Source organism: Streptomyces avidinii, assembly GCF_045161815.1.
Lineage (GTDB): Bacteria > Actinomycetota > Actinomycetes > Streptomycetales > Streptomycetaceae > Streptomyces > Streptomyces avidinii.
The window spans coordinates 7,911,251-7,923,473 of record NZ_CP108863.1; the positions used below are offsets into that span (position 1 = coordinate 7,911,251).

Annotated in this window: 9 protein-coding genes and 2 pseudogenes; 8 read left to right on the forward strand and 3 right to left on the reverse strand. The window is 73.0% G+C overall.

Features of this window, described 5'->3' with window-relative positions; genetic code table 11:
* Positions 1 to 118 precede the first annotated feature (118 nt).
* A complete protein-coding gene (locus OG373_RS35735) occupies positions 119 to 1,126 on the forward strand; it encodes a LacI family DNA-binding transcriptional regulator (protein WP_405442787.1) in 1,008 nt (335 codons plus the stop codon).
* Between the two features lie 36 nt (positions 1,127 to 1,162).
* Here OG373_RS35735 and OG373_RS35740 read toward each other — a convergent pair whose 3' ends face one another.
* The 3 genes from OG373_RS35740 to OG373_RS35750 all read right to left on the reverse strand — a co-directional run bounded on the left by OG373_RS35740 (position 1,163) and on the right by OG373_RS35750 (position 3,758).
* Positions 1,163 to 1,885 carry a hypothetical protein gene (locus OG373_RS35740; RefSeq protein ID WP_405442789.1) on the reverse strand — a complete coding sequence of 241 codons (723 nt, stop codon included), beginning with the start codon at positions 1,883 to 1,885 and terminating at the stop codon, positions 1,163 to 1,165.
* A 26-nt stretch (positions 1,886 to 1,911) separates the two neighbouring features.
* The gene (locus OG373_RS35745) at positions 1,912 to 2,670 is read right to left on the reverse strand and encodes a phosphatase PAP2 family protein (RefSeq protein ID WP_405442791.1); all 759 of its coding nucleotides are present in this window, start codon (positions 2,668 to 2,670) and stop codon (positions 1,912 to 1,914) included.
* A gap of 134 nt (positions 2,671 to 2,804) precedes the next feature.
* Entirely contained in the window at positions 2,805 to 3,758 is a 954-nt protein-coding gene (locus OG373_RS35750; protein WP_405442793.1) for an alpha/beta hydrolase fold domain-containing protein, read from the reverse strand.
* 291 nt (positions 3,759 to 4,049) lie between these two features.
* Between OG373_RS35750 and OG373_RS35755 the strand changes: the two genes are divergently transcribed.
* The 7 genes and pseudogenes from OG373_RS35755 (at position 4,050) to OG373_RS35785 (ending at position 12,153) form a co-directional block, all read left to right on the forward strand.
* Complete coding sequence (locus tag OG373_RS35755) at positions 4,050 to 4,505, forward strand: ATP-binding protein (RefSeq protein WP_405442794.1); 456 nt, start codon at positions 4,050 to 4,052, stop codon at positions 4,503 to 4,505.
* 149 nt (positions 4,506 to 4,654) lie between these two features.
* Positions 4,655 to 6,289: pseudogene (locus OG373_RS35760) on the forward strand (AMP-binding protein); the annotation flags it as partial.
* Between the two features lie 129 nt (positions 6,290 to 6,418).
* Positions 6,419 to 6,787: pseudogene (locus OG373_RS35765) on the forward strand (acyl-CoA thioesterase); the annotation flags it as partial.
* A complete protein-coding gene (locus tag OG373_RS35770; RefSeq protein ID WP_405442796.1) occupies positions 6,769 to 9,069 on the forward strand; it encodes an FAD-dependent monooxygenase in 2,301 nt (766 codons plus the stop codon). The pseudogene OG373_RS35765 and the gene OG373_RS35770, both read left to right, overlap by 19 nt.
* Before the next feature lie 19 nt (positions 9,070 to 9,088).
* Positions 9,089 to 10,108, forward strand: a complete 1,020-nt coding sequence (locus OG373_RS35775; protein ID WP_405442797.1) for a carbon-nitrogen hydrolase family protein — start codon at positions 9,089 to 9,091, stop codon at positions 10,106 to 10,108.
* Entirely contained in the window at positions 10,105 to 11,223 is a 1,119-nt protein-coding gene (locus OG373_RS35780) for a cupin domain-containing protein (RefSeq protein ID WP_405442799.1), read from the forward strand. The genes OG373_RS35775 and OG373_RS35780 overlap by 4 nt, the downstream gene beginning before the upstream one ends.
* A gap of 18 nt (positions 11,224 to 11,241) precedes the next feature.
* Positions 11,242 to 12,153, forward strand: coding sequence for a fumarylacetoacetate hydrolase family protein (locus OG373_RS35785; protein WP_405442801.1), 912 nt, complete (start codon positions 11,242 to 11,244; stop codon positions 12,151 to 12,153).
* Positions 12,154 to 12,223 lie beyond the last annotated feature (70 nt).

Below are 12,223 nucleotides of genomic sequence, written 5' to 3' on the forward strand. Positions count from 1 at the left end.
ATCCCCCCTGCCACCCCTGACGCTCCCGACGCCCCTGCTCCCTTGATTTGACTCGTGTAACCTAGTAGGGAAGGAAGACTCCGAGCGGAACCGTGCAGAAGGAGCGTCGAGGGACGTCATGGCCAAAGACACACACGTCCCGGCATCGATCACCAGTGCCGACGTGGCCCGCCTCGCCGGGGTGTCGCGTGCCACGGTCTCCTTCGTCCTCAACGACACCCAGGGCCACCGGGTCAGCGCGAGCACCCGCGCCCGGGTGCTCGACGCGGCCAAGCAGCTCGGCTACGTACCGCACGCCGCCGCCCGGTCCCTGCGCGCCGGCCGCAGCAACCTCGTCCTGATGCCCTCGTCGATCTCCGCGGTCGGGCGGCTCGTCAGCGACTGGGTCGACGACCTGCACAGCGAGCTCGACCGCTACGGCTACACGGCCGTGCTGCACGCGGGCCGCTTCGCCGAACCCCTCGACGCCGCCCGGGCCTGGGCCGAACTGCGCCCCGCGGCCGTCGTCGCCCTGGACGGCGACCGCTTCACCCCCCGGGCGGCCGAGGTGCTGACCCGTGCGGGGGTACGCGGCCTGCTGGCCTTCGCCTCCCACCCGGTGGAGGGGGTGCACACCATCGGCTTCGACCACACCCGGATCGGCGCCACCGCGGCCGAACACCTCATCGCGCGGGGCCGGAGCCGGATCGGCGTGGTCATGCCCCAGGAACGCGGCCTCGGCACCCTCGCCGAACCGCGCCTGGCGGGAGCCGAGTCGGTCGCGGCCCGGCACATGGCCACGGTCACTGCGGTGGAGCTGTCCTACACCCGGGAATCCGCCACCGCCCTCGCCCGGCGCTGGCGCAGCCTCGGCCTGGACGCCGCCTTCACCTACAACGACGAGTACGCCGCGCTGCTGCTGCACGCGCTTCAGGCCGAGGGCATCGTCGTCCCCGACGAGGTCGCCCTCGTCGGCTGCGACGACCTCGTCCTCGCCACGCTCCAGCAGCCCGCGCTCAGCACGGTCCGGCTGGACATGCCGACGGCCGCGCAGATCGCGGACGCCGTGCACGAGCTCGTCGAGACCGGAACGGCGAAGCCGGTACCGGCCGTGAACCCGGTCCTGATCCACCGCCGGACGTCCTGACCTGCCGGCCCTGTCGACCTCCCGGACCGACGCCGCTCATACGAGGGGGCGGTTGGCTGCCGTGTACTCGTCGGCGAAGGTGAACAGGGCGGCGCAGCGGGGGCATTCCGCTCGACCGAAGAGGTGGACGATCGCCTCGGCCAGTGGGTACCGGCCGTCGCGGACGGCCGTCCCGTACATCCATCGCCCCGTGCCGGAGAGCTGTTCGGGGGACGCCGGCCGCAGGGTGCGCCGCTCCACGTCGTTCAGCTGCTCGGTGCGGATCGTCGAGTACTGCGCGTGGCTGCCGATGACCATCGTCACCTCGACGGGGCAGTGCGGGCAGCCGACGCCGTAGGCGGCATCCGCAGAGTCCTGCAGGACGGCGGCCCAGTGGTACTGCTGTCGGGTGGCGAGCAGGTCGCGGAAGGTGTCGAGGTAGTGGTCCGGTCGCGCCCGCAGCTCCTCGTCCAGCAGCCTGCCGAGTTCGACGATGGAGGCCGTGCACTCCTCCAGCAGATCGTCACAGCCGTCGGTGGCCGCCGCGTACCGCACGATCCTCCCCGCGAGCCTCCGTGCCCGGCTGTTCGCGCCCGCGAGGCGCACCAGGCGGGGCAACGCCGCAAAGCTCGCGGGGAACGTGAGGGGAGCTCCGACGGTCAGCCGGCGCTCCAGCTCCTGCCACGCCTCCGGGTCAAGGTCGCCCTCGACCCGGTCGAGGAGCTCGGGGACGCGGGCGCTGTCCCCGCGGCTGTCGTACATCGGTTCCCAGTCCGTCACCCGAGCATTCAATCGTGCCCGCCGGCTCAGGCCGTGCCCGCGCCCGCGGCCGCCCCCCGGCGGTCGTGGGCGCGGGCACGTTCGCGGGCGAGTGCCGGGTGGAAGAGCCACCACGCCAGCAGCCCCACCCCCGCGCCCGCCGCGGCCCCGGCCACCGTGTCGCTGAGCCAGTGCGCGTGCAGCCAGGTACGGCTCCACATCATGGCCAGCGTGAAGGCCGTGCCCCCGATCCACCACGCCCGCCGCCGGGCGGCCGGGACCAGGAACACCCCGAGGAGGACGACCAGGAGCGCCGCCGTGGCCGCGTGGCCGGACGGGAAGGAGCCGTGGTCGACGCGGACCAGCGGGTGGGCCGGGCGCGGCCGGTCCACGAGGTGCTTGAGGCCCTGGACGACGAGCATGTTGCCGCCCAGGTCGGCGGCGAGCAGGAAGCCGGCCGAGACCCAGCGCCTGCGGACGAGCAGCAGGATCAGCAGGGACAGCGGGAGCAGGGCGCCGACCGGCCCGCCGAACAGGTCCAGGGCCGTGGCCGCGGCCTGGTAGATCCCCTCGTGGGGACCGCCCATCCAGATCAGCCAGCGGTCGTCCAGCCCCTGGAACGGGGGATCCGCGACGTCGGAGCGGACGACGAGAGCCGGCAGTACGGCCGCCCCCAGGAGCAGGAGGCCCGCTATGAGGACGCCGCGGCTGCGCGGCGCGCCGGACCCGGCGCGACGGTCGGTCCCGCCGGCCCTGCGGGGTCTGTGCCGTCTGTCGTCGGGGGCGGTGGTCGGGTTGGCGGACATGGCTGCCTTTCGTGGCCGCGGCGGGGACCCGCGGCCGGGTGCGCTGTGACCGGGTGTGCTGTGAAGTGAGGGCGGGGGCGCGGCCGCCGGGGCCGCGCCCCCGTGGTGGAACAGGGGTGCGGGGAACTGCGCCGTCAGACCCGCGCGCCGAGGTGACGGGCCAGGAAGGTCACGCCCCCCTCGACGATGGCGGGGATGTCGGAGGAGCCGAGGAAGATGTGATCGGCGCCCTCCACGGGCTGCAGGGTGACCTCGCCCCCGGCGCTCGTCAGAGCCGCGGCGAGGGCCTCGCTCTGGCTGTACGGGACCAGGCCGTCGTGCGTCCCGTGGACCAGCAGGAACGGCGGCGGAGTCGAGCCCCCCGCGTACGTCACCGGGCTCGCGGCCCGCGCCAGGTCCGGCCGCTCGGCGACGGTGGCGCCGAGCAGGGCCTCGTAGGGGTCGGGGAAGTCCCCACCGGTGGGCATGGCCGGCATGGGGTGGTCGGCCAGGGTCACGAGGTCGGAGACGCCGTACCAGTCGACGACCGCGCGGACCCCGGTCTCGCCGGAGCCGACGCCCTGCGCGCCCTCCAGCGCCGCGCCCTGCGGGCTGTCGGGGCCGACGAGACCGGCGAGCGCGGCCAGGTGGCCTCCCGCGGACTCGCCCCAGACGCCGATCCGGTCCGGGTCGATGCCGAGGGTGTCGGCGAACGTGCGGACGTAGCGGATCGCGGCCTTCACGTCGTGCAGCTGGGCCGGGAAGGGCGCCTCCAGGCTGTGCCGGTAGTCGATGGAGACGAGCGCGAGCCCGGCCGCCAGTACGGCTCCGTGGAGCAGGGCTGCGGGCACGGTCGGCGGCGGGTAGCGGCGGTCGCCGTCCAGCCAGCCGCCGCCGTGGATCCAGACGACCGCGGCGAACGGGCCCTCGCCCGCGGGAACCTGGACGTCGAGCAGCCGCGGGCGGTAGCCGGGCGTGGTCGCGTAGGTGATCCCGTCGAAACGGCGAACGCCGTCGGTGCCCGTCACGGGTGGTACCGGGGACCGGTACGGCGGGGGCGGCCAGGTCATGTCGGCGATGTCGATCTCGGCGGGAGGAGATTGCGTCATTGCGGCCCTTCCAGAAATGTTCGGTGGCGGCTCTGCGCCCGATGGCTCGGTTGCGCGGTGGTTCAGGGGTTGCGTCCCTGCGGCCGGGGGCGGGTGGGGCCGGCGCAGGCTTCGCGTCGTTTGTCCGAAATGCTTGCGCGAGTCATCGGGGGAGGCGTAGCTTGTTACACGTGTAATCAAGGACTCTAGCGACGCATTTCCGCTGCCCACAAGCCCAGGAACGGTCCGGATTCCGGATCGGTTGCACGAGCTTCCCCAGCGGCGCCGCCTTTCCCCCTCCGGGAGCACCTCATGCTCACCCCCGCCGTCACCGCCGATACCGCTGCGGTTCCCGCGCTCCGAAGCTGGGTCCACTGGGTCGCCGACCCCGACGCCGCGAGCGTTCCGCAGGTCAGGTCCCGTGTGCGTGCCACCCTCGACGGCTGGCGGGTCCCGGCCGAGGTGGCGGACGCACTGCTGCTGGCCGTCAGTGAGCTCGTCGGCAATGTCGTCCGGCATGCCGGCGGCGGCGCCGGGCGGATGCGGGTCGCCGTCGTGGCGGGCGACGGCTGGCTGCGGCTGGAGGTCGCCGACCGGGGGGCCGGGCTGCCGCGGCTGCCCGCTCCCCGTGCGGAGGTCGACCCGGAGTCCGAGTGCGGGCGCGGGCTCCTGCTGGTGCAGCTCCTGATCGCCGAGCTCGGCGGTGAACTCTCCGTCGTCGCTCACGAGTTCGGCAAGTGCGTCCGGGTGCGCGTCCCCGCGTCCTGAGTGGCCCTCCGGAGGTGTCCCGATCCGCCCGGGACGGGGTCGGCGGGGTCCTTCGGCGGAGCGCGATATCGCGAGATGTTGACGGACGCCAAATATTCGACATACCTTGCATTCATCTCCCCGCTGCTCCCTGATTGAGGTGCCGCCCCATGGAGCTCTCCCCTTCCGCGTACGCCGACCCGTTCTGTCGTGATCGGCTTCCGCCCTCCGCCCTCTGGCCCGAACTCCACTTCGATCTACCGGAGTTGGATTACCCGGACCGACTCAACTGCGCCCGGCGCCTGCTCGACGACGCCGTCGAGCGGCACGGCCCCGACCGCCCCTGCCTGCTCACCCCGACCGAGCGCTGGACCTACGGCGAACTCCAGCAGCGCGCCAACCAGGTCGCCCAGGTCCTCACCGAGGACTTCGGCCTCCTGTCGGGCAACCGCGTCCTGCTGCGCGGCCCCAACAACCCCTGGCTCGTCGCCGCGTGGTTCGGCGTCCTGAAGGCGGGCGGGGTCGCCGTCACCACCATGCCGCTGCTGCGCGCCGGAGAACTCGCCGAGCTCACCGACATCAGCCGGCCGTCCCTCGCCCTGTGCGACCACCGCTACGCCGAGGAACTCGACGCGAGCCACCGTCCCGGGCTGCCGGACCTGCCGGTCCTCACCTACGGGGGTCCCGGACCCGCTGACCTGGCCGCGCGCTGTGCGACCAAGGACGGCCGGTTCGCCACCGTGGTCACGGCCGCGGACGACGTGGCGCTGATCGCCTTCACCTCCGGAACCACCGGACGCCCGAAGGCGACCCTGCACTTCCACCGCGACGTCCTCGCCAACGCCGACACGTTCTCCCGGCACGTCCTGAAGCCCAGCGCGGACGACGTGTTCACCGGCACACCGCCGCTCGCCTTCACCTTCGGGCTCGGCGGGCTGGTGGTCTTCCCGCTCCACGTCGGGGCCGCGACCCTGCTGATCGAGCAGGCGGCCCCGCTGCAACTGGCCGACCTGGTGGCGGAGCACGGGGTGACCGTGCTGTTCACCGCCCCCACGGCCTATCGCGCGATCATGGAGGCCGGGGCGGTGGACCGGCTGGCCGGACTGCGCCGCTGCGTGTCCGCCGGCGAACCGCTGCCGGCCGCCGTGTGGCACGAGTTCCACGCCGCCACGGGCCTGCGCATCATCGACGGCATCGGTGCCACCGAGATGCTGCACGTCTTCATCTCCGCGGCCGACGAGGACATCCGGCCCGGGGCCACGGGCCGTCCCGTTCCCGGCTACCGCGCCGCCGTGGTCGACGAGCACGGCGACCCCGTCCCCGACGGGCAGCCCGGCCTGCTTGCGGTCACCGGTCCCACCGGGTGCCGCTACCTGGACGACCCGCGCCAGGCCTCGTACGTGAGGAGCGGCTGGAACGTCACCGGCGACACCTACATCCGTGACGCGGAGGGGTACTTCTGGTACGTCGCCCGCAGCGACGACATGATCGTCTCCTCCGGCTACAACATCGCGGGCCCCGAGGTCGAGAAGGCACTCGCCACCCACCCGTACGTCGCGGAGTGCGCGGTCGTCGGGGCCCCGGACGCCCGGCGCGGCATGCTCGTCAAGGCGTACGTCGTTCTGGGCGGAGGTGTCCCGGCGGACGGCTCGACCGTCCGCGAGCTCCAGTCCCACGTCAAGCAGACCATCGCCCCGTACAAGTACCCGCGCGCCGTCGAGTTCGTCAGCGCCCTCCCGCGCACCGGCACCGGCAAGCTCCGGCGCGGTGAACTGCGCGACCGGGCCCGGGCCGACGCCGCACCCGCGCCCGCCCCCGAACCCGCGCCCGTTTCAGCACCCGCCGAGCCGACCGGTGTCGTCGTCGAACGCCGCGTCGAGTGGACCGACACCGACGCCGCCGGCCACTACCACCACTCCACCGTCGTGCGCTGGGTCGAGGCGGCCGAGGCCGTCCTGCTCCACCGCCTGGGCCTGTCGCACCTGTTCGGCAGCACACCCCGGGTGCACTTCGAGGCCGACTACCGGGCCCGGCTCTGGTTCGGGGAGACCGTACGCACCGAACTGAAGGTCACCAAGGTCGGAACCGCCTCCCTGCACTACGCCTTCACCGTACGCGGCGCGCAGGGCGGCGAGGCGGCCACCGGCCGCATGGTCATCGCCCACTCGGCCGCCCACGCGACCGGGTCGACCCCCTGGCCCGCAGAGGTAAGGGACCTGCTGGGCACGGCGGGACCGCAGCAACCGGAACTACTCACCACCGCGCCATCACCAGGAGGCACGCCGTGCGCGTCGCAGTCATAGGAGGAGGGCCCGGCGGACTGTACTTCGCGGCCCTCACCAAGCAGCTCTCCCCGCACTGGGAGGTCACCGTCTGGGAACGCAACGCCCCCGACGACACCTTCGGCTTCGGGGTCGTCTTCTCCGACGAGACGCTCGACGGCATCGCCCAGGCCGACCACGAGATCCACCGGGCCATGTCGGCCGAGTTCGCCCGCTGGGCCGACATCGACGTCCGCCACCGGGGCAGCACCCTCACCTCGGGCGGCCACGGCTTCGCCGCCCTCGGCCGGCAGCACCTCCTGCGGATCCTCCAGCAGCGCTGCGCCGCCCTGGAGGTGGACGTCCGCTACCGTACCCAGGCCCCGGCCGCGGCCGAACTCGCCGCCACCTACGACCTGGTGGTCGCCTGCGACGGCGTACGGTCGGCCACCCGCGCCGCCTACGCCGACACCTTCGGCACCGACCTCGACGAGCGCTCCGGCCGCTACATGTGGCTCGGCACCGACAAGGTCTTCGAGGCCTTCACCTTCATCGTCGAAGAACAGGACTTCGGCACCCTCCAGGTGCACGCGTACCCCTACGACGCCACCCGCTCCACCTTCATCGTGGAGATGGCGGAGGACGCGTGGCGGCGCGCCGGCTTCGAGGAGTTCGCCGACCGCGACCATCCGCCCGGCACCAGCGACGAGGACAGCATCCGGCGCTGCGAGGAACTCCTCGCCGACCACCTCGACGGGCACCGGCTCATCCCCAACAACTCCAAGTGGCTGCGCTTCACCACGGTCCGCAACCGCACCTGGCGCCACGAGAACGTCGTCCTGCTCGGCGACGCCGCCCACACCGCGCACTTCTCCATCGGCTCCGGCACCAAGCTCGCCATGGAGGACGCCCTCGTCCTCGCGGCCAGCCTGCACGAGCATCCGGACGTGCCGACCGCCCTCGCCGCCTACGAGCAGGAGCGCAGGCCGGTGGTGGAGTCCACCCAGCGCGCCGCCCAGGCCAGCCTGGAGTGGTTCGAGCACATCGACCGCTACACCGGCCAGGACCCGCACCAGTTCGCCTTCAACCTCCTCACGCGCAGCCGCCGCGTCACCTACGACAACCTGCGCGTGCGCGACGAGGGCTTCACCACCGCGGTCAACCGCTCCTCGACCGTGCCGCCGATGTTCCGCCCCTACCCGCTGGGCGGACTGCTGCTGCGCAACCGGGTCGTCGTACCGCCCACCGCCCTGCACACCGCGCGCGAAGGGATCCCCGGCGACTTCGACCTCGTCCACCTCAGCACACAGGCCATCGGCGGCGCCGGGCTGGTCCTCGCCGGAATGACGGCCGTCACCGCCGACGGCCGGGCCACCCCCGGCTGCCCCGGCCTGTGGAACGACGAACAGGAGGCGACCTGGCGGCGCATCACCGACTTCGTCCACGGCCAGTCCGACACCTGCCTCGGCATCCAGCTCACGCACGCCGGTCGCCGCGCGGCCGCCCGCGACGGGCAGCCGATCGCCGCCTCGGCGCTGCCCTGGGACGAGCGGAGCCCGGTGCCGCGCGAGGCCGACCGGGCCGACATGGACGCGCTCGTACGGGACTTCGTGAGCGCGGCCCGGCGGGCCGACCGGGCGGGCTTCGACGTGCTGGAACTCCAGTACGGGCACGGGCACCTGCTCTCGGGCTTCCTGTCCCCGCTGACCAACCTGCGCACCGACGAGTACGGCGGAGATCTGGACGGCCGGCTCCGGCTTCCGCTCGAAGTGCTGCGCGCCGTACGGGAGGTGTGGCCGGCCGGCAAGGCGCTGCTCGTGCGGATCTCCGCCGCCGACTGGGCCGACGGCGGGACCACCGAGGCGGACGCCGTCAGGATCGCGGGCGCGCTCGCCGAGGCGGGCGCCGACGCCATCGACGTCTCCACCGGCGAGGTCGTCGCCCACGAGAGGCCCCGCTACGGCCGCAGCTACCAGACCCCGTACGCCGACCTCATCCGCAACGCCACCGGCATCCCCACCATCGCCGTCGGTGCGATCTCCACGTACGACGACGTGAACTCGATCGTCCTGGCCGGCCGGGCGGACCTGTGCGGTGTCGGCCGCGCCCAGCTGCACGACCCCCTGTGGACCCTGCACGCCGCGGCCGCCCAGGGCTACCAGGGCCCGGCCGCGCCCTGGGCGCGCGCCTGGCGGGCGGGCAGCGGGCGGCCCCCGTCCGCCCGCACCGACCGGATCCCGCCGCGCCTCGAACTCCTGCGGCAGCCCGCCGAATCCGTCCACCGCCGCTGGCTGCCCCGCGCAGCGGTACCAGCCCACCGATAAGCCGGAGGTGCCCACGCACATGGACAGGGACCACCTGCCCCGCTTCACGGCGGCGGCCGTCCAGGCCGCGCCCGTCTACCTCGACCCCGCCGCCACCGTCGACAAGGCCGTGGCCCTGATCGCGGAGGCCGCGGCGGGCGGCGCCGAACTGGTCGTCTTTCCCGAGGTGTTCGTCCCCGGTTACCCCTACTGGAACTGGACGATGAACCCGGTCCAGGGCTCCCCCTGGTTCGAGCGGCTCCAGCGCGCCTCCGTCGACATCCCCGGCCCGCACGTCGACAGGCTGCGCGCGGCGGCCCGCCGGCACGGCATCGTCCTCGTCATCGGGGTCAACGAGCGCGCCCCGCACAGCCTCGGCGTCCTCTACAACACCCTGCTCACCATCGGGCCCGACGGCGAACTCCTCGGTGTGCACCGCAAGCTGGTGCCGACCTGGGCCGAGAAGCTCACCTGGACCGGCGGCGACGGCAGCTCCCTCGTCGTCCACCACACCCCCGTCGGCCCGCTCGGCGTGCTGGCCTGCGGCGAGAACACCAACACGCTGGCCCGCTTCGCCCTCCTCGCGCAGGGCGAACTCGTCCACGCCTCCTGCTACATCGCCCTGCCCGTCGCCCCCGCCGACTACGACATGGCCGAAGCGATCGCGGTCCGTACCGCCGCCCACAGCTTCGAGGGGAAGGTCTTCTCCGTCGTGGCCTGCTCCACCGTCTCCCCGGAGATCGTGGACGCCCTCGCCGGGGACGACGAGGAGCTGCGGAAGCAGTTCACCCGGCCGCGCAGCGCCCTGTCCGGGATCTTCGGCCCCGACGGCCGCCCGGTCACCGAACCCCTCGTCGACGAGGAGGGCATCGTCTACGGGGAGATCGACCTCGCCCGGTGCATCCAGCCCAAGCAGATGCACGACATCGTCGGCCACTACAACCGCTTCGACGTCTTCCGCCTCGAAGTGGACAACCGGCCCCGAACGCCGGTCACCTTCACCGCGCCCGCCGCGCCGACCGCGCCCGCCACCCCCGTCCCTTCCGAGGAGGACGTATGACCATCGAGCAGGACGACACCATGCTCGGCCGCGCCCGCGTGTCCGACACCCCGGAACTCACCCGCTACTACGAGGAGCTCGCCACGCTCGACGCGGGCGCCCTGTGGACCGTCGCCAACGACATCGAGCCCTGGTACCCGCAGCCGCGGTCCGTACCCGTGCTGTGGCGCTACGCGGACCTGCGCCCGCTGGTCCACAAGGCCCTCGGCCTCGTCGCGGGCGACGACGCCGGCCGCCGGGTCGTCATGCTCGTCAACCCGGGCCGAAAGGAGGTCAGCGCCGCCGCCGGACTCCTCTACACCGGGCTCCAGATCATGGGCCCCGGCGAGGCCATGACCGCCCACCGCCACCAGGCCGCGGCCCTGCGCTTCGTCCACGAGGGCACCGGAGCCTGGACGATCGTCGACGGCCAGAAGCTGAAGGTCGGCCCCCGCGACTTCGCGATCACCCCCAACGGGACCTGGCACGAGCACGGCAACGACGCCGACGACGCCCCCGTCATCTGGCAGGACGGACTCGACATCCCCCTGGTCAACGCCCTGGACGCCGGGTTCTACGAGGTCCACCCCGAGCTGTACCAGACCCCCGGAAAGGTCATCAACTCCTCGGTGCTGACCTACGCGGCGAACCTCCTGCCGTACGGCGTGGAGAAGTGGACCCGGCCGTACTCGCCGCTGCTCGCCTACCCCTGGGAGCCCACGTACGAGGCCCTGCGGGGCCTCGCGAAGGCGACCGAGGGCTCCCCGTACGACGGGATCATCGCGGAGTACACCAACCCGGTGACGGGCGGCTCCGTCATGCCCACCATGGGCGCCCACATGCAGCTGCTGCGCCCCGGCCAGGCCACCCTCGCCCACCGCCACACCGGCTCGGTGGTCTACACGGCGGCCAAGGGGCGCGGCGTATCGGTGATCGCCGGCCGGCGCTTCGAGTGGCAGCAGGGCGACATCTTCTGCGTCCCCTCCTGGGCCTGGCACGAGCACCACAACCTCGACCCCGCCGAGGACGCCTGCCTCTTCTCCTTCAACGACTTCCCCGTCATGCGCTCGCTCGGATTCCACCGGGAAGAGGCGTACCCCGACCACGGCGGCCACCAGCCCGTCACCGCCGCCTGACCCGCGAGGAGCCCCCGCATGCGCCTGCTGACCTTCACCCGCGGCCCCGCCGACACCACCGAACGCCTGGGCGTCGAGACCGACGGCCTCGTCCTCGACCTCGCGGCCCTCGCCGACCACGCCGGCGTGCGACTCCCGCACGACCTGCTGTCGTTCGTCCAGGCCGGCCCCGCCGCCCTGGAGGCGGCCCGGAGCCTGCTCGCCGCGGACCCCGCCGGCCGCCCGGCCGAGGCCGTGCACCGCTCCGATGCCGTGCACCTGCGCGCACCCCTGCGCCCCGGCAAGATCATCGGAGTCGGCCTCAACTACATCGAGCACGTCGAGGAGTCCAGCCGCAGCCTCGACACCGACAAGGACCTGCCGCCGCGCCCGGTCCTCTTCGGCAAGCCCGCCACCGCCGTCACCGGCCCCGGAGCACCGATCCTGCACAACGCCGACCTGACCACCCAGCTGGACTGGGAGTGCGAGCTCGCCGTCGTCATCGGCCGCACCGCCTTCCGGGTGGGCGAGGAGGAGGCGTACGGGCACATCTTCGGCTTCAGCATCGTCAACGACATCAGCGCCCGCGACCAGCGCCGCTCCGGACAGTGGTTCTTCTCCAAGGGCCAGGACTCCTACGCCCCCTTCGGCCCGGTGGTCGTGACCCGCGACGCGATCGGCGACCCCATGGCCCTCGACCTCTCGCTGCGCGTCAACGGCGTCACCAAGCAGAAGTCGAACACCCGGCACATGCTCTTCCCCATCGCCCGCCTCATCGCCGACATCAGCTCCGGCATGACGCTGGAGCCCGGGGACGTGATCGCGACCGGCTCGCCTTCGGGCGTCGGCGCCGGCATGGTCCCGCCCGAGTTCCTGCGCCCCGGTGACACCGTCGAAGCCACGGTCGAAGGCATCGGCACCCTGAGCAACCCCGTCGTCGACGCCCGCTGACCCCGCACCGGCAAAGAGGAGTACCCGTGTCACCCCGCACCTACCGCATCGGCCAGATCGTGCCGAGCTC

Bases quoted from the DNA above. Each gene is read 5' to 3' on its own strand.
- OG373_RS35735 (WP_405442787.1), top strand. From the start codon at position 119: ATGGCCAAAGACACACACGTCCCGGCATCGATCACCAGTGCCGACGTG.
- OG373_RS35745 (WP_405442791.1), bottom strand. From the start codon at position 2,670: ATGTCCGCCAACCCGACCACCGCCCCCGACGACAGACGGCACAGACCC.
- OG373_RS35750 (WP_405442793.1), bottom strand. From the start codon at position 3,758: ATGACGCAATCTCCTCCCGCCGAGATCGACATCGCCGACATGACCTGG.
- OG373_RS35755 (WP_405442794.1), top strand. From the start codon at position 4,050: ATGCTCACCCCCGCCGTCACCGCCGATACCGCTGCGGTTCCCGCGCTC.
- OG373_RS35775 (WP_405442797.1), top strand. From the start codon at position 9,089: ATGGACAGGGACCACCTGCCCCGCTTCACGGCGGCGGCCGTCCAGGCC.
- OG373_RS35780 (WP_405442799.1), top strand. From the start codon at position 10,105: ATGACCATCGAGCAGGACGACACCATGCTCGGCCGCGCCCGCGTGTCC.
- OG373_RS35785 (WP_405442801.1), top strand. From the start codon at position 11,242: ATGCGCCTGCTGACCTTCACCCGCGGCCCCGCCGACACCACCGAACGC.